19 protein-coding genes and 2 tRNA genes are annotated in these 20274 nt (G+C 72.4%); 3 read left to right on the top strand and 18 right to left on the bottom strand.

Annotation, left to right across the window (positions count from 1 at the left end):
• Nucleotides 1-413 precede the first annotated feature (413 nt).
• From DMH12_RS26835 to leuS, 3 genes are all read right to left on the bottom strand, one after another.
• Nucleotides 414-1259: a DegV family protein gene (locus DMH12_RS26835; RefSeq protein ID WP_125494028.1), complete on the bottom strand. Its 846-nt coding sequence runs from the start codon at nt 1257-1259 to the stop codon at nt 414-416.
• A gap of 73 nt (nt 1260-1332) precedes the next feature.
• Entirely contained in the window at nt 1333-2067 is a 735-nt protein-coding gene (locus tag DMH12_RS26830) for a hypothetical protein (RefSeq protein ID WP_125494027.1), read from the bottom strand.
• Between the two features lie 221 nt (nt 2068-2288).
• Nucleotides 2289-5189 (bottom strand): leucine--tRNA ligase, encoded by a 2901-nt coding sequence (leuS, locus tag DMH12_RS26825; protein WP_125494026.1) that lies wholly within the window; start codon nt 5187-5189, stop codon nt 2289-2291.
• Between the two features lie 526 nt (nt 5190-5715).
• Between leuS and DMH12_RS26820 the strand changes: the two genes are divergently transcribed.
• Together DMH12_RS26820 and DMH12_RS26815 are read left to right on the top strand one after the other, a co-directional pair.
• Nucleotides 5716-6948 (top strand): cytochrome b/b6 domain-containing protein, encoded by a 1233-nt coding sequence (locus DMH12_RS26820; RefSeq protein ID WP_125494025.1) that lies wholly within the window; start codon nt 5716-5718, stop codon nt 6946-6948.
• On the top strand, nt 6945-8555 hold the full coding sequence (locus DMH12_RS26815; protein ID WP_185832560.1) for an NADH-quinone oxidoreductase subunit NuoF family protein: 1611 nt from the start codon (nt 6945-6947) through the stop codon (nt 8553-8555). The genes DMH12_RS26820 and DMH12_RS26815 overlap by 4 nt, the downstream gene beginning before the upstream one ends.
• A gap of 56 nt (nt 8556-8611) precedes the next feature.
• Here the strand turns inward: DMH12_RS26815 and DMH12_RS26810 are convergent.
• The 10 genes from DMH12_RS26810 to DMH12_RS26765 form a co-directional block, all read right to left on the bottom strand.
• Nucleotides 8612-8684, bottom strand: a tRNA-Ala gene (locus tag DMH12_RS26810).
• Between the two features lie 96 nt (nt 8685-8780).
• Nucleotides 8781-9014, bottom strand: a complete 234-nt coding sequence (locus tag DMH12_RS26805; RefSeq protein WP_019523121.1) for a hypothetical protein — start codon at nt 9012-9014, stop codon at nt 8781-8783.
• Nucleotides 9015-9017: 3 nt separating this feature from the next.
• Nucleotides 9018-9191, bottom strand: a complete 174-nt coding sequence (locus tag DMH12_RS26800) for a hypothetical protein (RefSeq protein ID WP_125494024.1) — start codon at nt 9189-9191, stop codon at nt 9018-9020.
• A gap of 201 nt (nt 9192-9392) precedes the next feature.
• Nucleotides 9393-9465 (bottom strand) — tRNA-Ala (locus DMH12_RS26795).
• 122 nt (nt 9466-9587) lie between these two features.
• Complete coding sequence (locus DMH12_RS26790) at nt 9588-10259, bottom strand: histidine phosphatase family protein (protein WP_125494023.1); 672 nt, start codon at nt 10257-10259, stop codon at nt 9588-9590.
• Entirely contained in the window at nt 10256-10702 is a 447-nt protein-coding gene (gene rsfS, locus DMH12_RS26785) for a ribosome silencing factor (RefSeq protein WP_125494022.1), read from the bottom strand. The genes DMH12_RS26790 and rsfS overlap by 4 nt, the downstream gene beginning before the upstream one ends.
• A 106-nt stretch (nt 10703-10808) precedes the next feature.
• Entirely contained in the window at nt 10809-12539 is a 1731-nt protein-coding gene (locus DMH12_RS26780) for a LytR C-terminal domain-containing protein (RefSeq protein ID WP_125494021.1), read from the bottom strand.
• Nucleotides 12540-12555: 16 nt separating this feature from the next.
• Nucleotides 12556-13251 (bottom strand): nicotinate-nucleotide adenylyltransferase, encoded by a 696-nt coding sequence (gene nadD / locus DMH12_RS26775; RefSeq protein WP_122620144.1) that lies wholly within the window; start codon nt 13249-13251, stop codon nt 12556-12558.
• Nucleotides 13252-13310: 59 nt separating this feature from the next.
• Complete coding sequence (locus DMH12_RS26770; protein WP_125494020.1) at nt 13311-13478, bottom strand: hypothetical protein; 168 nt, start codon at nt 13476-13478, stop codon at nt 13311-13313.
• A 127-nt stretch (nt 13479-13605) separates the two neighbouring features.
• Entirely contained in the window at nt 13606-13767 is a 162-nt protein-coding gene (locus DMH12_RS26765) for a hypothetical protein (protein WP_185832559.1), read from the bottom strand.
• Between the two features lie 141 nt (nt 13768-13908).
• Between DMH12_RS26765 and DMH12_RS26760 the strand changes: the two genes are divergently transcribed.
• Entirely contained in the window at nt 13909-15051 is a 1143-nt protein-coding gene (locus tag DMH12_RS26760) for a M48 family metallopeptidase (RefSeq protein WP_125494018.1), read from the top strand.
• A gap of 14 nt (nt 15052-15065) precedes the next feature.
• On the opposite strand, the gene DMH12_RS26755 is transcribed toward DMH12_RS26760, so the two are convergent.
• From DMH12_RS26755 to proB, 5 genes are all read right to left on the bottom strand, one after another.
• Nucleotides 15066-16136, bottom strand: coding sequence for a hypothetical protein (locus DMH12_RS26755; protein ID WP_125494017.1), 1071 nt, complete (start codon nt 16134-16136; stop codon nt 15066-15068).
• Between the two features lie 84 nt (nt 16137-16220).
• Complete coding sequence (locus DMH12_RS26750) at nt 16221-16790, bottom strand: hypothetical protein (RefSeq protein ID WP_185832558.1); 570 nt, start codon at nt 16788-16790, stop codon at nt 16221-16223.
• Nucleotides 16791-16868: 78 nt separating this feature from the next.
• On the bottom strand, nt 16869-18155 hold the full coding sequence (locus DMH12_RS26745) for a glutamate-5-semialdehyde dehydrogenase (protein WP_125494015.1): 1287 nt from the start codon (nt 18153-18155) through the stop codon (nt 16869-16871).
• 97 nt (nt 18156-18252) lie between these two features.
• Nucleotides 18253-18774 (bottom strand): hypothetical protein, encoded by a 522-nt coding sequence (locus DMH12_RS26740; protein WP_399188886.1) that lies wholly within the window; start codon nt 18772-18774, stop codon nt 18253-18255.
• Between the two features lie 143 nt (nt 18775-18917).
• On the bottom strand, nt 18918-20024 hold the full coding sequence (proB, locus tag DMH12_RS26735) for a glutamate 5-kinase (RefSeq protein WP_185832561.1): 1107 nt from the start codon (nt 20022-20024) through the stop codon (nt 18918-18920).
• Nucleotides 20025-20274: the final 250 nt, after the last annotated feature.

The following is a 20274-nucleotide window of genomic DNA, read 5'->3' as shown; positions in this document are numbered from 1 at the left end:
GCCACCCGCCCCGCTCCCACGCCCGGCACGGACGCCGGACCGCCGCCGCAGTTCCTCCGCGGCCGCGGTCCGGCGTCCGTGCCGGGCGTGGGAGCGGGGCGGGTGGCGGTGGCGGAGCCGGCCGTCGGAGGCCGGTGCGCGACCCGGACCGCTGGATCCGGTCACCGTGCGTGACTGTGAGCGTGCGGAGGACTGGGCGCTGGAGCGGGACTGTGAGCGTGCGGGGGACTGTGGGCGAGGGCCGGACTGTGAGCGTGAGCGTGATCGAAGTGCCATGCGCCGAGGATCCGACACCTCACCCCACCCGCGACGATCATGCTCAATTCCCGTGGACTACCCACGGGTTGTGGAAAACTCCGCCCCCCGAACGGGCGACGTGCCACGGCGCGATCGCGCGTCCGCGCGACGCCCCCTCACCGCGACGAGACGACAACCCCCAGCAACCCGGGCCCCGTATGCGCCCCGATCACCGCCCCGACCTCGCTCACATGCAGGTCGGCCAGCCCGGGCACCCGCTCCCGCAGACGGTCCGCCAGGGCCGACGCCCGGTCCGGGGCGGCGAGATGGTGGACGGCGATGTCGACGGGTGCGCCGCCCGCCCGGTCGGCGGCGATCTCCTCCAGCCGGGCGATGGCCTTGGACGCCGTCCGGACCTTCTCCAGGGGCTCGATGCGGCCACCGTCCAGCTGCAGCAGCGGTTTCACGGCCAGCGCGGAGCCGAACAGCGCCTGGGCCGCCCCGATCCGGCCCCCGCGGCGCAGATAGTCGAGGGTGTCGACGTAGAAGTAGGCGGAGGTGCCCGCGGCCCGTTTCTCGGCGGCCGTGACGGCCTCGTCCACCGTGCCCCCCGCCTCCACCGCGTCCGCGGCGGCCAGCGCGCAGAATCCGAGGGCCATCGCGATCATCCCCGTGTCCACGACGCGCACCGGGACCGGCGCCTCACGGGCCGCGACGACGGCCGCGTCGTGCGTGCCGGACAGCTCGGCGGAGAGGTGCAGCGAGACGATGCCGTCGACGCCGGACTCGGCGATCTTCCGGTAGGTCTCGGCGAACAGGGCGGGGCTGGGGCGGGAGGTGGTGACCGGGCGCCGTTTCTGCAGGGCCTGGGCCAGGGAGCGGGTCGAGATCTCGGTGCCCTCCTCCAGCGCCCGGTCGCCCAGGACGACGGTCAGGGGTACCGCGGTGATGCCGTGCCGCTCCATCGTCCGGGCCGGGAGGTAGGCCGTTGAATCGGTGACGATCGCGACATGGCGGGACATGAGCTGGAGATTACCTGGCGTACTGTCCGTCCGGCAGCCCGGCCCCGACGACCGGGTGTTCACACGGGTGTCGTCAGGTCGTGCTCTCCGGGCGGGCCTTCTTCTGCCAGGGGTACACGGGGTGGGGTCCGGGCGGGTCGAGGGCGGGGCGCGCCGTCTCCTCCGCCGGCTCCTGGACCGGGGGCTCCGGCCAACTCTGCCGGGCGGCGGGCGCGTCGGCGGCCGGGGCCTCGGGCCAGGGCGGCGGCGCGGCCGCGGGCTCCGTCTCCGTCCAGTGCCGCAGGGCACCGGCCTCGACGTCGATCTGCGCGCTCAGCGAGTCGAGGTCGTCGTCCGCGAAGCGGCGGGCCCGGTCACGGGCCGCCCACCGCAGGGACTCGGCCGACCGCGTGATGCGCTCGGTGCGCTCGCGCAGCGAGGGCAGCAGCTCGGCGAGCGTTACGCGGTCCGGCTCGGACTCCAGCCGCCGCAGCTCGCCGTCGAGTTCGAAACCGTGGGCGCTGAGCCGCTCGAAGAGGGCAAGCGACTCCTTGAGGGACGCGTCCTCCGCCACGCGTGCGTGCAACGCGTCCTGCGTGGCCCGCATGGACGTGCGCAGGCTCAGCCGCAGCTGCGCCAGCTCCCCGACGGGGCCGGGCTGGACGAAGGACTTCGCGCGCAGGGTGTGGTCCTCGACCGTGCGCCGGGCCTGGGTGATACCGCGGTCCACGCTGCGCTTGGCCGCGCCGACCGCCTTCACCGTGGCGTAGACGCCCAGCACCACGGCGAGCACGAAGAGCAGGGCGAAGACGGTGATCACTGCTTCCACGAAGCTCCTCCTCCGAGCGTCCGGCCCGCACGCGCCGGCGTCCGCGGCACTCTTCGCGCCGCTCTTCCACGGTAAACGCAACGGGCAGGCCCAGGGTTCCGGCGGAACCCCGAACCTGCCCGTACCCGGCCCCGGAGCTCCCCGTAAGGGGTCACCCCGAGACCGGCGAAATCCAGCGCTCGGCCCGCCCGAGCGGGCCTGTGGGCCTCAGTCTCACGACCTCACGCGGGGACGATGTTCACCAGCTTCGGCGCCCGCACGATCACCTTCCGGATCCCGGCCCCGGCCAGCGCGGCCACGACCTTCTCGTCGGCCAGTGCCGCCTTCTCCAGGTCACCCTCGGAGATGGCCGGGTCGACCTCCAGCCGCGCCTTGACCTTGCCCTTGATCTGCACGACGCAGGTCACGGTCTCGTCGACGACGTAGGCCGGGTCGGCCACCGGGAAGTCGTGGTGCACCACGGAGTCCGTGTGGCCCAGCTTGCGCCACAGCTCCTCGGCGACGTGCGGGGCCAGCGGAGCGACCAGCAGCACCAGACGCTCGGCGACCGGACGCGGGACCGGGCCGCCCACCTTGGTCAGGTGGTTGTTCAGCTCCGTGACCTTGGCGATGGCGGTGTTGAACCGCATGCCCTCCAGGTCCTGCCGGACGCCGTCGATGGCCTTGTGCAGGGCGCGCAGCGTGTCGGTGTCGACGTCGGCCTCCGCGACGTCCGTGACGGTCACCTCGCCGGTGTCCTCGTCGACGACGTTGCGCCACAGCCGCTGCAGCAGCCGGAACTGGCCCACCACCGCGCGGGTGTCCCAGGGCCGGGAGACGTCCAGCGGGCCCATCGCCATCTCGTACAGGCGCAGGGTGTCGGCGCCGTACTCGGCGCAGATCTCGTCGGGGGTGACCGCGTTCTTCAGGGACTTGCCCATCTTGCCCAGCAGCCGGGAGACCTTCTCGCCCTGGTGGTAGTAGGCGCCGTCGCGCTCCTCCACCTCGACGGCCGGCACCGCGATGCCGCGGCTGTCGCGGTAGACGTAGGCCTGGATCATGCCCTGGTTGAACAGCTTGTGGAACGGCTCGGCCGAGGACACGTACCCCAGGTCGAACAGCACCTTGGACCAGAAGCGCGCGTACAGCAGGTGCAGCACGGCGTGCTCGGCGCCGCCGACGTACAGGTCGACGCCGCCGTGCGGCAGGCCCTCGCGGGGGCCCATCCAGTACTGCTCGATCTCCGGGTCGACCAGCCGCTCGCTGTTGTGCGGGTCCAGGTAGCGCAGCTCGTACCAGCAGGAGCCGGCCCAGTTGGGCATGGTGTTGGTCTCGCGGCGGAACCGGCGGGGGCCTCGCCCGTCGCCCAGGTCCAGGGTGACGTTCACCCAGTCCTCGTTGCGCGACAGCGGCGTCTCGGGGCGGGTGTCGGCGTCGTCCGGGTCGAAGGTGCGCGGCGAGTAGTCCTCGACCTCGGGCAACTCCAGGGGCAGCATCGACTCGGGCAGCGAGTGCGCGATGCCGTCCTCGTCGTAGACGATCGGGAAGGGCTCGCCCCAGTAGCGCTGGCGGCTGAACAGCCAGTCGCGCAGGCGGAAGTTGACGGTGCCCTCGCCGGTGCCGGTGCGCTCCAGCCACTCGGTGATGCGCTCCTTGGCGTCGGCGACGCCCAGGCCGTCCAGGCTGATCTCGCCGTTGGACGAGTTCATGATCTTCGCGTCGTAGGAGCCGAAGGCGTCCTCCCACGTCGCCGGGTCGGTGCCGCGGCCGTCCGTCGGCTCGACCACGCAGCGGATCGGCAGCTCGAAGGCGCGCGCGAACTCGAAGTCGCGCTGGTCACCGGCCGGGACGGCCATGATCGCGCCGGTGCCGTAGCCCATCAGCACGTAGTCGGCGATGAAGACCGGGACCTGCTCGCCGTTGACCGGGTTGGTGGCGTAGGCGCCGATGAAGACGCCGGTCTTGTCCTTGGCCTCGGCCTGCCGCTCGACGTCGGACTTGGCGGCGGCCTGCGCGCGGTACGCGGCCACCGCCTCGGTCGGGGTCGCGTGGCCGCCGGTCCACACCTCGTGGGTGCCCTCGGGCCAGGCGGCCGGGGTGAACTTCTCGACCAGTGGGTGCTCGGGCGCCAGCACCATGTAGGTGGCGCCGAACAGGGTGTCCTGGCGGGTGGTGAAGACGGTGATGCGCTCTCCGTCGACGGGGAAGTCGACGCGGGCGCCCTCGGAGCGGCCGATCCAGTTGCGCTGCTGCAGCTTGATGGCCTCGGGCCAGTCCAGCTCGTCCAGGTCGTTCAGCAGCCGGTCCGCGTAGGCGGTGATGCGCATGTTCCACTGGCGCAGCTTCGACTTGAAGACGGGGAAGTTGCCGCGCTCGGAGCGGCCGTCGGCGGTGACCTCCTCGTTGGCCAGCACGGTGCCCAGCCCGGGGCACCAGTTGACGGGCGCGTCGGAGGCGTAGGCCAGGCGGAACTCGCCCAGGACGTCGGCGCGCTCGGCCTCGCTCAGCGTGCTCCAGGCGCTTCCGGGGTGGCCCGGGATCGCCCGCTCACCGGACGCGAACTGGGCGACCAGCTCGTCGATCGGGCGGGCCTTCCCCGACTCCTCGTCGTACCAGGAGTTGAAGATCCGCAGGAAGATCCACTGGGTCCACTTGTAGTAGTCGGGGTCGATCGTGGCGAACGACCGGCGCTTGTCGTGGCCCAGGCCCAGCCGGCGCAGCTGGCTCACCATGTTCTTCATGTTGGCCTCGGTGGACACGCGCGGGTGCGTGCCGGTCTGCACCGCGTACTGCTCGGCGGGCAGTCCGAAGGCGTCGAAGCCCAGGGTGTGCAGGACGTTGTGGCCGGTCATCCGCTGGAAGCGGGCGAAGACGTCGGTGGCGATGTACCCCAGGGGGTGGCCGACGTGCAGGCCCGCGCCGGAGGGGTACGGGAACATGTCCATGATGAACTTCTTGGGCCGGGCGACGACCTCGGGGTCGCCCGCCAGGTCACCCTTGGGGTTCGGCGCCGCGTACGTCTCCTCGGCGTCCCAGAAGTCCTGCCAGCGTGCCTCGATCTCGGCGGCCATGGCGGCCGTGTAGCGGTGCGGCGCGGCGTCCGCCGACACAGGGGCGGTCGCCGCGGGGTTCGTCTCGCTCATGATCCTCAAAGCTCCATCGATCGTCTCTGCCAGCGGCTGCGACCTTCAAGACCAGCGGCAACCAGCGGCTGCGAATGCCGGGAAATGAAAAATCCCCTCGCACAGGAGGGGACGCCGCGCCGATTCCGGCCACCGGACTACGACCGGGGTCGGGACTGATCAGCGCGGCTCGCTAAGCAGAAGGCGTACGGCACGCATGGCGTCAGGGTACCGCAGTCGCCGATCGGGCCGCGACGCGCGTTCCGGCCGGCCGCGCGACCGGCAAACCTGAACCAAGGTCAAAGGTTACTTCGCGTAACAACCAGTAAGGGGACAACACTACGAGCGCACTGTCGTTTGATAACAACGCAATAACTCAAACCTCGTACCCACGGGTATGGCGCCACTTAGAGTGCGGCAGCGGGACCGCTTTCCCGAACCGCTCCGGAGTTGCCCCCATGAACCCTCCCCCGATCCGCCCTCCGCACCACCCTCGCGCCACCAGCTCGACGCCTCTCGGTGCGTCCGTGACGTGGGGAGGTCTGCCGTGGTGACCAACGACAGCACGGTCGACGACACCTTCGCCGAGTTCCTCGACTTCGGCGCCGGCGTCCTCTCCCTGGTCTTCCTCAGCTGCTCGGTGATCTGGGGACTCCTCGCCCAGGACCGGATCGTCCTCGACACCCGCCAGCGGATCCTGGCCCAGGCCGTGCACCGGATCACCGCGGTCGCCTCGGTCGTGTTCCTCCTGGTGCACATCGGTGTCAAGCTGGCCCTGGACCACACCACCTGGGTCGCCGCCGTCCTCCCGTTCGGGCTGCTCGCCACGGACGACGAGGAGTTCGGCGGCCGTGCCGTCCTGATCGGCTTCGGCACCCTGGCCAGCATGCTCATGATCTTCGTGAGCGTCACCGGTGCCCTGCGCACCCGCTTCGCGTCCGCGTCCCCCGTGGCCTCCCGCTGGCGCGCCATGCACATGCTGGCCTATCCGGCGTGGTGCCTGGCCCTGCTGCACGGGCTCTACGCGGGTCGAGCGGCGAAGCCGGTCTTCACGATCCTGTACGGCCTGTCCGTACTGGGTGTCATGGGCGCCCTGGCGCTGCGGGCGGCCCCCCGGCCGGTCAAGCGCAGGGCCGCCGACCGGATCGCGGCCCTCTTCGGCACCGGGGAGCGGCCGGTCCGCGAGGAGCGGCCGCAGGAGCGGGCCCAGTGGAAGGACCCCGCGGCGCTGCCCGGCTACGAGCGGGCCGGGGCGACGCGGCGGCGCGGCAGGTCCGCACCGCTGTACGAGACCGCGGAGCGCCTGGCTCCGCCGGAGCGCGCGAGCGGCTTCGCGGCGGCCTACCGCGCCGTGTCCGGCCCTTCCGGCGCCCGCCGGCCGCCGCTGGCTGGCGACGGCACCGGGTCCCACACGCTGCCGCCCGACATGCGCCCCACCGAGACGATGCCCTACGTGGACAGCGCCGCCGCCACCTCGGGCAGCTGGCCCATACCGTCGCCGCCACCGGTCGGCGAGGCACCCCCGTCGGCCTACGACCCGCTCAACGACACGGGACACACCATCCCCGTCTACGGCAATCCGGACGCCTCCGGCTACGGGTCGAGTGACGTGTACGACACCGCTGAGACGAACGCGGTCTACGACACGTACTACCCGAACGACACGTACAACAGCGGTCCCGCCAATGAACCAACCCCCGGTGCGCCGTCGTCGGCCTACGACTTCGACGCACCGGGTTCGGGCGAACCTTGGAACACGCCTTCCGGAGGCCATAAGTGAACGAGGCCCTGCCCGACGTCCCAGAAGTCCGCGTCGTCGGTCTTCCCCAGCTCACGTCGGGCTTCGACCTTGTCGAGCGCCTGGATCTGCCGATGCACCTCAAGGTGCACGGTCCGCTCGAACCGATGGGCGGGGAGCAGCTCGCGCAGCTCTCGGAACGCATCAACCTGAGGGGCCGCGGCGGCGCGGGCTTCCCCTTCCACAAGAAGCTGCGCTCGGTCGCCGAGGCGGCGATCAAGCGCGGCGTCCGGCCGGTCGTGGTCGTCAACGGCAGTGAGGACGAGCCGGCCTGCCGCAAGGACACGGTGCTCATCAACCGTGCCCCGCACCTGATCCTGGACGGCGCGCTGCTGTGCGCCGAGGCGATGGGCGCCCGCACCCTCGTGATCGGGGTCACCCGCGAGTCCACCCAGCGCTCCATGGAGGCCGCCCTCGCCGAACGGGGCCTCAGCAACGGCCGCCGTTCCGCCCTGCGGGCCCGCGTGCAGCGCAACCCGGTCCGCATGGTGACCGGTGCCGCCGCCTCGCTGATCCGCTCCATCGACGGCGGCCCGGCGATCCCGCCCGGCCGCAAGGTGAGCGCCTCGAAGAGCGGCGTCGGCGGCGCCCCGACCCTGCTGTCCAACGCCGAGACCTTCGCCCAGCTCGCGATCGCCGCCCGCATCGGACCGGAGCGCTACGGCAACACCGGGCTGTACGACGAGCCCGGCACCGTGATGCTCACCGTCTCCGGCGCGGTCGCCCGGCCGATGGTGATCGAGGTGCCGACGGGTGTGCCGCTGCGCTACGTACTCCAGCTGGCCGGCGCCCCGCCGGTGCCGCAGGGCGTGCTGACCGGCGGCTACCACGGCAAGTGGCTCGACGCGGCGAGCGTCGACGAGGCGATCGTCTCCCGCAACTCCCTGCAGCAGGTGGGCGGCTCGCTCGGCGCGGGCGCGATCCTGCCGATCGGTCAGGACACCTGCCCGCTGGGCGAGTCCCTGCGCGTGGCCCAGTGGCTGGCGCAGGAGAGCGCGGGCCAGTGCGGCCCCTGCTACCTCGGTCTGCCCGCCGCCGCGCGCGGCCTGGAGGACATCCTGAACGGTGGCGGCCCGGCCGCCCTGGAGGCCGTCAAGCAGGTCGCCCGGAACGTGAAGCGGCGCGGCGCCTGCTCGCACCCGGACGGCTCGGCGATGTTCCTGGAGTCGACCGTCGCCGCGTTCACCGACGACCTCGCCGCCCACGTCCTCGGCAACGGCTGCGGACGGCCCGTGGAGGGCGTCCTGCCGCTCTTCGAGGGGGGTATGGCGCCCACGGGCGTCCCGGGCGGTGACGAGGCGAACGGCCCCAGCCGCCAGAGGATCTACGTCGACTGGACGCTGTGCCGGGGCCACGGGCTGTGCGCGGACATCCTCCCGGAGGTCTTCCAGCTGGGCGCCGACGGCTTCCCGACGGTCGCGCAGGCCGAGGTGCCGCGGTTCGCGGAGGCCAAGGCCGTGCGCGCGGTGCGCCGCTGCCCCGCGCTGGCCCTGCGGATCGAGGAGGATCTGCGCGGACCGGCTCCGGCCTCGCGCACCAACCTGCCGGTCCTCTCCCAGGGCCGGGGGCGCCGGGCACTCGGCCGCTGACGGTGAACACGCGAAGAACCCCCCGGATCATGATCCGGGGGGTTCTTCCGAAACTGTGGAGCTAAGGAGAATTGAACTCCTGACCTCCTGCATGCCATGCAGGCGCTCTACCAACTGAGCTATAGCCCCTTGTCCTTCATCCGCCCGGTCTCCCCGGCGGCGACGCCAACATTACACGGTCCACCGGGGCGAACACCAAATCGTTTCCGTTCCGTCCGGTTTGCCCTAGGCCGTCACGAACGAGTAGAACCGCTTGAGGGTGCAGTGCTCCTCCAGGAGCCGGCCGTAGATCGGTTCGCCCTCCAGCTCGCGGTACGTCTCGATCGGGTCGCCTTTTATGATCAGCGCCCGCGCGCATTCCTCGCACCAGTACTGGTAGTCGGGGTTGAGCGGCTCCATGTCGCGCACGATCGGCGTACCGCTGCCGCACCAGTCGCACTTCCGCCTGTGTGCACCCATCGATCAGCTCCAGCTGTGGCCGCAGGCCGTGCACACGTACGAGATTCCGCCGTTGTCACCCAGGACTTGGGCCACGTGCCCGGAACCGCAGGAAGGGCAGTGGAGGCGAGTGACCGTGTTCCGTGCCACCGCTCCGCCGAGGAGGTGGCCGACCTCCTCGAGGATGCTCGCAGGCATCGCCACTCCCTCCCGTCGGGTCGCGGTCCCCTTCCGGCCGTTTGATTCTGCCACGACCGGGCCAATACGGTCAGCGACGCCTCAGTACCAGTCGGGACACGGAGTTCCACAGGGGTATACGCCCCTGGGAGCCCAGTTGCTCAAGCGGGCGGATGCGAAAAATCCCGCCCCCCGAGGGGGACGGGATTCGTCCGTGGGCTGTGGAGCTAAGGAGAATTGAACTCCTGACCTCCTGCATGCCATGCAGGCGCTCTACCAACTGAGCTATAGCCCCTGGTGCCACGCGGCTGGGCCGCGTGTTCCTGTTCGCTCCGCTCGGCGGGGCGAACAAGAAGAACTTTAGCCTGTGGCCTGCCGGAAAGTGAAATCCGGGGACCGGGCCCGCCGCCCGGCGGCTCAGTCGTCGTCGCCGAGCACCGGTTCCGGCAGCGTGCCGGCATTGTGCTCCAGCAGTCGCCAGCCGCGCGCGCCCTCGCCGAGGACCGACCAGCAGCAGTTGGTCAGGCCACCGAGGCTCTCCCAGCTGCGCGGGTCGAGGCCGAGCAGGCGGCCGATGGTGGTGCGGATGGTGCCGCCGTGGCTGACCACGACGAGGGTGCCGTCCTCGGGGAGCTTCTCGGCGTGCCGCAGGACCACGGGAGCGGCACGGTCGGCGACCTCGGTCTCCAGCTCGCCGCCGCCGCGGCGCACGGGCTCGCCGCGCTTCCACGCCGCGTACTCCTCGCCGTGCCGGGCGATGATCTCGTCGTGGGTCAGCCCCTGCCAGACGCCCGCGTAGGTCTCCCGCAGGCCCTCCTCCAGGGTCACTTCGAGGCCGGTGAGGGCGGACAGCTCGGCGGCCGTGTCCGCGGCCCGCACCAGGTCGGAGGCGACGATCGCGTCGGGCCTCAGGTGGATCAGCAGCTCGGCCGCGCGGCGGGCCTGGGCGACGCCGGTCTCGGTCAGCTCGACGTCCGTGCTGCCCTGGAAGCGGCGCTCCACGTTCCACGCGGTCTGGCCGTGCCGCCAGAGGATGACGCGCCGGCCGCGGCCCGGCCGGCCCGCCGCCACCTCGCCGGTGGCGCTCATCGCCAGTCCCCGTCTGCCTGCGTCGCCTCCTCGGCTGCCTGGAGCCTGGCGTGCTCCTCGGCCTTGCCGCGGGTCTCCTTGGCGTCGGCGGGCAGCTCCAGCTCGGGGCAGTCCTTCCACAGCCGCTCCAGGGCGTAGAAGACGCGCTCCTCGCTGTGCTGGACGTGGACGACGATGTCGACGTAGTCGAGCAGGACCCAGCGGGCCTCGCGGTCGCCTTCGCGGCGCACCGGCTTGGCGCCCAGTTCCTTGTTCAGCCGCTCCTCGATCTCGTCGACGATCGACTTGACCTGGCGGTCGTTGGGCGCGGAGGCCAGCAGGAAGGCGTCCGTGATCGACAGCACGTCGCTGACGTCGTAGGCGATGATGTCGTGCGCGAGCTTGTCGGCCGCCGCCTGGGCGGCGGTGCTGATGAGTTCGATGGAGCGGTCGGTCGCGGTCACTGCCTGGCTTTCGGGTCGGCGGTCGGTTGACCTCAAGGGTCTCACGACCGCCGACGGCGGCCCACGCGCCGACCGCGCCGCCACCTCGCGAAGGGGCCCGCGGCCGCTACGACGCCGGTTCGTAGTCCTGGCCGAGCACCACCGAGACCCGCGCGTTCGCGGAGGTCTTCCCCTGCGCGACGGCGTCGGTGGGCAGGCCCAGGGTCTTGGCGACCTGGACGGCGTTCTCCTTGTCGGCGGCCTCGGCGTAGACGACCTCCGACTTCGCCTCCGTGCCGGAGGCGGTGCCGCCGGACAGGAAGGTGAAGCCGCCGTTGAGCAGGACGACGCGGGCCTTGCCGGTGCGGTCCTCGACGCCGGTGGCGTTGCGGACGGAGACGCTGACGGCCGCGTCCTTGTCGGGGCTCTTGGCGGTGCCGCCGAGGATGTCCTTGACGACGCTGTCGCTCGCCTCGGCGCTGAGCGAGCCGCCCTCCTCGACGGGCAGCAGCTCGGTCCTGAAGTCGCCGCCCTTGGCGAGGTCGGAGAGCCCGGCGAGGAAGGAGCCGAGGTCCTTCTCGGTCAGCGGCGGGTCGAGGATCAGCCCGAGGGTCTGGATGGTGGTCGTCGCGGCCTGCGGGTCGGACGACAGCTTGCGCAGCACCCCCTGCATGACCTGCCCGAACCGCTGCAGCTGGGCGTCGGCCTGCTCGCCCGAGCCCCGGTGGGTGGCGTAGGCGACGGCCATCTTGCCGCTGAGGGTCTGGCCCTGGCCCTTGCGCACCAGCGGCGTGGCGCCCTTGTCCTTGGCCTCCGGGTCGGCGACGTCGGCGTTGGTGTCGACCTCGATGTTGCCGACGAGGTCGACGAGGATCTGGAGGTAGGGGGTGTCCAGGCGCCAGGTGCCCTCGATGTCGGTGCCGAGGGAGGAGTCCAGGGCCGTGCGGGTGGCGTCGGGGCCCTCGTCGTCGACGGACTTGGCGAGCGTGGTGGTGCTGCCGTCGTCGCCGGTCAGGGCGAGGCCGTTGGGCACCAGTACGGCGGTGCCCTTCTTGGTGGTGGTGTTGTCGACGAGCAGCGCGGTGGAGGTGGAGCCGCCCTTGGTGTCGTGCAGGTGGACGGCGATCACGTCGCGCTTCTGGGCGCCCGCCGCCGCCGCAGAGCCGGTCTTGTCGTCGGAGGATCCCACGCCGGGGAGCTTTCCGGCGTACCAGAGGTAGCCGACGCCGCCGACCGCGACCAGGGCCAGAACGACGGCCAGGGCGACGACACGCGTGCGTGCGCGCCGCCGGGCCTCCTCGCGGCGCTCGGTGCGGTTCTCCGTGAACTTCATCCAGTCGATGACGTCCTCGGAGTCGTCGGCCGGCTCCTCGACGAAGGCGAACTGCTCGGTCCGGTATTCCCGGTCGTCGGCGGCGGGGGCGGCCGGCTGCGGTTCCTCGCGCGGGCCCGCCTGCTGCGGGATGTGCGCGGTCTGCTCGGCGACCCGGGGCTGCGGGCCGCTGGTCGCGGCCTGGCCGTAGGGGTCGTACGGCTGCTGCGCGGCGGGCGGATACCCGTAGGAGCCCTGGCCGGGCGTGGCGGGCTGCTGTCCGGTGTCGTAGCCGGTACCGGAGCCGTAGGGGTCGTACGGGTCGTAGGGCCGCTGGGCGGCCTGCCCGCCGTCCGCGGGGGCGTACTGGCCGTAGCCGTAGCCCTGCTGCCCGTACTGCTGACCCTGCTGCTGGTACGGGTCGTACTGCTGCTGCCCGCCGGGAGCGGCCTGGGCCTGGCGGTAGACCGGCCGGCCGTACTCGTCGTAGCCGACGAGTTCGTACTGGTCGTCGCCGCCGTATCCCGCGGCGTATCCGTCGTTCACCGGTGCCCCTCTCGGTTCACTCGCCGCGGTACAGCTGGCGTTTGTCGATGTAGCGCACGACGCCGTCCGGCACCAGGTACCAGACGGGATCGCCCTTGGCGACTCTCGCACGGCAGTCCGTGGAGGAGATGGCGAGGGCCGGGACCTCGACGAGCGAGACGCCGCCCTTGGGGAGTCCGGCGTCCGTGAGGGTGTGGCCGGGCCGGGTGACGCCGATGAAGTGCGCCAGGGAGAACAGCTCCTCGCTGTCGCGCCAGGTGAGGATCTGGGCGAGGGCGTCGGCGCCGGTGATGAAGAACAGGTCCGCGTCCGGGTTGAGGGCGCGCAGGTCGCGCAGGGTGTCCACGGTGTAGGTGGGGCCGCCGCGGTCGATGTCGATGCGGCTCACGGAGAACTGCGGGTTCTCGACGGTCGCGACGACGGTCATCAGGTAGCGGTCCTCGGCCGCGGACACCGTGCGGTGGCTCTTCTGCCACGGCTGTCCGGTGGGGACGAACACCACCTCGTCGAGCTGGAACTGCGCGGCGACCTCGCTGGCCGCCACGAGGTGCCCGTGGTGGATCGGGTCGAAGGTGCCGCCCATGACGCCCAGACGGCGCTTGCCCGGCGACGACGGGCCGTTGCCCGGACCGGTGGCGCGGGCGGGCACCGCGTTCTGCGTGCCGCGCCCCGGCGTGTACGCCGGGCCGGTAGGCGTGTCCTGCTCTCCCATGCGTGCAGACCCTACCGGCCCACCCCGGGCACCCCGGCCGCCCCCACGGCCCCGGGTGCTCAGCGGTCGCGGTTGAACCGGGTGGTGATCCACAGCAGGAGCATCAGGGCGATGAACGCGCCGATGCCGGTGACGTAGGGGCTGAGGCTCTCGTGGTTGCCGCTGTGCTCCTCGCCGCCCTCGGCGGCGAGGGTGGCGAACTGGGCGGCGCTGAGGGGAAGGCTCATCGGCAGGACCTATCCGGTGTGGGCGGGACAAGACGTCCGCTCATCGTATGCGGGCCGTTCACGGGCGATCACGCCGACTCCGCCGACGGGACCGCGCGGAAGAGGCCCGGGGAACCTTCGGACCGGCTCAGTCGTCCTTCCGCTTGTACCCCCGCAGCAGGAACCACGCGGTCAGCACGCACCCCAGGACCATGACGATCAGGACGATCCGGAGCAGATTCCCCGGCCCCTGCTGCTCGGCGGCGGTCGCGGCCCCGGCGAGCCAGTCGGGGTGGGGGATGTGCTGCATGGCGTGGACTCCTTCGGTGTACTGCCCGTCCACGGTATCTCCGCCTAGGCTGGGCCCGGCTCCGGGGGTGCACAGGACCGCACAAGGGTTCGCAGAGGCCGGACACCCGCACAGGCCACACACACGCACATGGGGGAAGACATGTCCGACGGCCATCAGGACAACGGGCACGAGCACGTGCCGAGCCGGCAGCGCAGGCGCTTCCCGGGGATCTCCTCGCGTGCGTACGAGCATCCGGCCGACCGCAGCGCGCTGGTGGCGCTGCGCAAGCTGAGCGGTTTCGACACGGTCTTCAAGGCGCTGAGCGGCCTGCTGCCCGAGCGGAGTCTGCGGCTGCTGTTCCTGTCCGACTCGGTGCGCGTCTCGGACCGGCAGTTCGCCCATCTGAACGTCATGCTGCGCGACGCCTGCTACATCCTGGACCTGGAGAAGGTCCCGCCGATGTACGTCAACCAGGACCCGGTGCCGAACGCGATGTGCATCGGCCTGGACGAGCCGATCATCGTCGTGACCACGGGCCTCGTCGAGCTGCTCGACGAGGAGGAGATGCGCGCGGTGGTCGGGCACGAGGTGGGGCACGCGCTGTCCGGGCACTCGGTCTACCGGACCATCCTGCTCTTCCTGACCTCCCTGGCCGTCCGGGTCGCCTGGATCCCGCTGGGCAACGTGGCGATCATGGCGATCGTGACCGCGCTGCGCGAGTGGTTCCGCAAGTCGGAGCTGTCCGCCGACCGCGCGGGGCTGCTGGTGGGCCAGGACATCCAGGCGTCCATGCGCGGCCTGATGAAGATCGCGGGCGGCAACCACCTGCACGAGATGAACGTGGACGCGTTCCTGGAGCAGGCCGACGAGTACGAGGCCGGGGGCGACCTCCGCGACTCCGTGCTGAAGATCCTCAACGTGCTGCCGCGCACCCATCCCTTCACCACGGTGCGGGCGGCCGAGCTGAAGAAGTGGGCGGCCTCCCGGGACTTCCAGCGGATCATGGACGGCCACTACCCGCGGCGCGACGAGGACAAGGACACCTCGGTCCGGGACTCCTTCCGTGAGTCGGCGTCCCACTACGCGACGCACGTGCGGGGCTCCAAGGACCCGCTGATGAAGCTGGTCAACGACATCGCGGGCGGCGCCGGTGACCTCGGCGACCGGATGCGGCGGGGCTTCGGCGGCTTCACGTCCTCCCAGCCGCGGCCGCCCGGTGACGCGAACGGGTCCTCCGCGGGCCCGGCAGGTGGCGACGGCCCCGGGGACCCGGACGACCGCCCGCCGCGCGACGGCGCCTGACCGGCGCGGGGACCTCACACCTTGGGCTGGGCGCTCGCCGCGAGGGTCCCGCACAGGGCGGTGGCGTTGTCCGAGGTGTACGGGTCGGTGCCGGCGGGGGCGCCGGTCCCGGCCGTCTGGCCGGCGAGCAGCGGCCGCAGGTGGTTCGCCGAGTCCTCGGCGCAGGAGAGCGGCCCGGCCTGGACGTAGGAGGCGACCAGCTGCGTCTGGTGCAGGCGCAGGTCCTCCCGGTCGTAGCGGAAGGTCAGCTCGCGCCGGACGGTGAACAGCGACGTCCCGGCCCGCTGGTCACCGGCCGGCCGCAGCGCGTAGACCATGGTGTGGTCGGCGGTGACCTCCAGCGTGGACGCGTCGGTCTCCAGGGCCCGCAGGCTGCCGTTCACCCGGATCTCGGGGTCGGCCAGCTCGGCCCGGCCGGGGTCGAAGCGCACCAGCCACCCGGTGGGCGCGTGCCGTCCGTCGGCGGTGGGCCGCTCGAAGCTCTCGTCGAACTGGTGGAGCTGGTCGGGGTCGAGCAGGACCCGCACCGAGCGCACCTCCCGGCCGCCGAGCACGTCCGGGTCCAGCGCCGAGCGGACGATGTAGTTCTTGGCGGTGGTCAGCGCGTTCAGCACCTGGTCCTCGGAGAAGTGCGCCGTGCGCCGGGCCCCCGGCAGCGGGACGCCCTCGGCGGCGGTGCGGAACCGCGCGGCGGGACTGTGCTCGTAGAGGAAGCCGGCGTCGCCGGCGCCGGGCACCCTGCCCCGGGGCGCGAGCGGGACGACCGTCATCCGCACCGGTTCGGCGGCCCGCTGCGCGGACGGGTTCTGGTACGGGTGCCGTACACCCATGTAGATGGCGGTGCCGAAGGCCACGGCGATCAGGACGACGAGGACGAGCGCCTGCCGGGAGAGGCCGGCCCGGCGCAGCGGCGGGCGGCGGCGGACGGCGGGGGCGTGGTCGGTGATGCGTTCCTGGGCGGAGAACTCCTGGAGCCGGGCAGCGCGGACGAACGACTCGTCGAAGACGACGGATCGGTATTCGTCCTCTCCGCCGCCGGGGGCGCCCTCGGGCGTCCCTCCGGGCGGATCGCCAAGCCCTGCCATACCTTCAGGGTAGGTCGGCGGAAGGTCGCGTAAACGCGCCGGTGCAGGTCAAGTTGGGACAGCTTGGGGCCGCGGGACGGCAGGTCAGGGGCTGCTCGGAAGCACCGGGACGGCGGGCTGCGAGTAGTCGGCGGAGGCCGAGGGGGTCACGGAGCCGCCCTGCTCGGGGCCGGTCGACGCGGGTGGCGGCACCTGCTGCGTGCCGCTGCCCGAGGACGCTCCCCGGTAGACGGCCGCGAAGGCCAGTGCGACCATGCCCACGCCCATCACGAGGGCGAGCACCCAGGCGACGGGCCGGTGCCAGCGGACCTGCTTGCCGGACGCGGGAGGGGCGCCGTAGGGGCGGTCCAGGAGGTCGCGGTCGTCGTCCGGGTCGTCGAGGTCGGGATCATGGCCGAAATCGCCGTACCCGTCGTCGTAGCGCTCGGCTCTGGTGCGGCCGCGGCGGGCCGCCTCCGCCTCGGTGGCCTCGGCGCGGGCCTGCGCGGCGGCCAGGAGGCGCTCGACGGCGGTCGGCTCGTGCACCGCGGCCGCCCGTACGAAGGCCTCGTCGAAGACCACGGAGGCGAACTCTTCGTCCGACACCCCGCGGTCGTGTTCGTCGTCGGGCTCCCAGCCGTCGGGAAACGGCGTACCCCCCACGTCCTCCGGCACGGATCCAGAGTAGACCTGGGGGGTCGTTTTGGGCAGACGGCCGGGAAATTCGTCCGTTGGGTGAGATGCCCCGATCGTTCAGCGCCGTACGTGCCCGTCGCCGGTGACGATGTACTTGGTGCTGGTCAGCTCGGGCAGCCCCATCGGGCCCCTGGCGTGCAGCTTCTGGGTGGAGATGCCGATCTCGGCGCCGAAGCCGAACTGGCCGCCGTCGGTGAAGCGGGTGGAGGCGTTCACCGCGACCGTCGTGGAGTCGACCAGCTGGGTGAAACGGCGGGCGGCCTGCTGCGAGGTGGTCACGATGGCCTCGGTGTGGCCGGAGGTCCACAGCCGGATGTGCTCGACGGCCTTGTCGAGGGAGTCGACGACCGCCGCGGCGATGTCGTACGACAGGTACTCCGTCTCCCAGTCCTCCGGGGTGGCCTCGACGGCCGTCGCCTTGGAGTCCCGGGCGTACGCCATCACGCGCTCGTCGGCGTGCACGGTGACCCCGGCCTCCGCGAGGGCGTCCAGGGCGCGGGGCAGGAAGTCGGCGGCGATGTCCTGGTGGACCAGGAGGGTCTCGGCGGCGTTGCAGACGCCGACCCGCTGGGCCTTGGAGTTGACCAGGATCTCGACGGCCGTGTCGACGTCGGCCAGCGCGTCGACGTAGACGTGGCAGTTGCCGGTGCCGGTCTCGATGACGGGGACGGTGGACTCCTGGACGACGGTGTTGATCAGCGAGGCGCCGCCGCGCGGGATGAGCACGTCGACGAGCCCGCGGGCCCGCATCAGCTCGCGCACGCTCTCACGGCTCTCGCCGGGCACCAGCTGGACCGCGTCGGCGGGCAGCCCGGCCCCGCCCACGGCGTCGCGGACCACCCGGACCAGGGCGGTGTTGGACTGGTAGGCCGAGGAGGAGCCGCGCAGGAGGACCGCGTTGCCGGACTTCAGGCACAGGGCGGCGGCGTCGACGGTCACGTTGGGCCGGCCCTCGTAGATGATGCCGACCACACCGAGCGGCACCCGGACCTGGCGCAGGTCGATGCCGTTGGGAAGGGTGGAGCCGCGCACGACCTCGCCGACCGGGTCGGGCAGCGCCGCGACGTCGCGCACGTCGGAGGCGATGGCGCGGACCCGCTCCGGGGTCAGGGTGAGCCGGTCGATGATGGCCTCGCTGGTCCCGGCGGCGCGGGCCTTGGCGACGTCCTGCGCGTTGGCCTCGACGATCTCGCTCGTCCGGACCTCCAGCGCGTCGGCGACGGCGAGCAGCGCGTCGTCCTTGACGGCCCGCGGCAACGGCGCGAGGTCGGCCGCGGCGGCCTTGGCCCGGTAGGCGGCCCGGGTGACCGGGGACATCGAGTCGTACGGCGAGAGCGTGGTCATGGGGGCAGCGTAGTGGGCCGGGCCAGGCCGTCCACCGGTTGTCCCACACCCCGAGACATGCAGCGGACGGTACGGAACCCCGCCAAAACGGAACCCGCTAAAAGGGGTGCACCCCGACCGGCGTCGCCGGCGCGGGGCCGTACCCCGCCGCGATGCGCTGGTGGTAGGTGGCCCGGTCGATGACCTCCAGGCCGACGATCTCCCAGGGCGGCAGCCCCGCGGTCTGCCGGTGCTCGCCCCACAGGCGCAGGGCGACCGCGGCGGCGTCGTGCAGGTCGCGGGCCTCCTCCCAGTACCGGATCTCCGCGTGGTCGTCGGCGTATCTGCTGGTCAGCAGGAAGGGATGGTCGTGCGCGAGCTGTTCGAGGGCGCGCCGCACCTCGGTGAGGGGAGCGCGGGCGCCGGAGACGCTGAGGGTGACGTGCCACAGGCGCGGGGTGTTTCCGGGGTCCTCGCCCCGGAACCGGTCGCCGGCCGCGACGCTGGACAGGGCGCGTTCCTCGCCGGGTGCGCGGGCGCCGTTGCGGGGGCCGCCGGGGCGGGCGCCCGTGCCTGCGCGGGAACCCGAGCCGCCGCGGGAGGCGGTACCACCGCGGGACGCCGCCGGCCCAGGGCGCACTCCGCTCACGACGGCCTCCTTCGCACACACGGCTGGCCCGGCGGTCGGCCGGGTCCGTCCCTGAGAAAAGTTGAGCAGGCCGCACGGGATCGCGGGGCGGTTTTGCGGAACGTCCACCGCCGATTCGGGGACGTTTCGACCTATTACGGGTGCAGGATCACCAGATCGTCCCTGTGTACGACCTCACGTTCGTACGCGGGTCCCAGCTCGCGGGCCAGTTCCCGGGTGGAGCGGCCGATCAGCCGCGGGATCTCCTTGGCGTCGAAGTTGACCAGGCCCCGCGCCACCGCCCGCCCGGTGCCGTCCCGCAGCTCGACGGGGTCGCCCGCGGCGAACTCGCCCTCGGCGCCGGCGATCCCGGCCGGGAGCAGCGACTTGCGGCCCTCGACGACCGCGCGCACCGCCCCTTCGTCGAGGACGAGCGCCCCGCGCGGGGTGGAGGCGTGCTGGAGCCAGAGCAGCCGGTCGGCGAAGCGCCTGCCGGTGGCGTGGAAGTAGGTGCCGGTGTCGCCGCCGGCCAGGGCGTCGGCGGCGTGGACCGCGCTGGTCAGGACCACCGGGATGCCGGCCGCGGCGGCGATCCGGGCCGCCTCGACCTTGGTGACCATGCCGCCGGTGCCGACCCCCGCCTTGCCGGCGCTGCCGATCTCGATCTCCGCGAGGTCGGCGGGGGCGTGCACCTCGGCGATCCGCGAGGTGCCGGGCCTGCTCGGGTCGCCGTCGTAGACGCCGTCCACGTCGGAGAGCAGGACCAGCAGGTCGGCCCGGACCAGGTGGGCGACGAGGGCGGCGAGCCGGTCGTTGTCGCCGAAGCGGATCTCGTCGGTGGCGACGGTGTCGTTCTCGTTGACGATCGGGAAGGCGCCCATCGCCAGCAGCTTGTCGAGGGTGCGGGAGGCGTTGCGGTGGTGCGCGCGGCGGCTCATGTCGTCGCTGGTCAGCAGCACCTGGCCGACGCGGACGCCGTAGCGGGCGAAGGAGGCGGTGTAGCGGGCGACCAGCAGGCCCTGGCCGACGCTGGCCGCGGCCTGCTGGCGGGCCAGGTCCCGGGGGCGGCGGCGCAGGCCCAGCGGGGCGAGCCCCGCGGCGATGGCGCCGGAGGAGACGAGGACGATCTCCCGCTCCCCGCCGGAGCGGACCTTGGAGAGGACGTCCACCAGGGCGTCCACCCGGTCGGCGTCCAAGCCGCCCTCGGCCGTGGTCAGCGAGGACGAACCGACCTTGACGACGATCCTGCGGGCCTCGCCCACGGCCTGCCTTGCCCCTGCCACGGCCCCGTCCGCCTCTCCCGTTCGACGCGCGCGAACCCGCGCTCGCCAGGCAATCTACGCGAAGGGAGACCCGCCCCGCGCCGCGGTCCAGGCTGCGGACAGGGCGCGGGACACCTCCGCGCGGGGGTTGGCGTCAACACGCGCGTGTCGTCGGGAGGCCGCCCGGCGTTAACCCGGATGTCCGATGCGCGACAAGCCTGGAGCGACCGCAGTGCCCCTCTCTCTGCCG

Origin of the sequence: Streptomyces sp. WAC 04229, assembly GCF_003947455.1 — a bacterium.
Classification (GTDB): Bacteria; Actinomycetota; Actinomycetes; order Streptomycetales; family Streptomycetaceae; genus Streptomyces.
The sequence above is the reverse complement of the archived record's forward strand: the minus strand, read 5'-3'. Positions and strand labels throughout refer to the sequence as shown.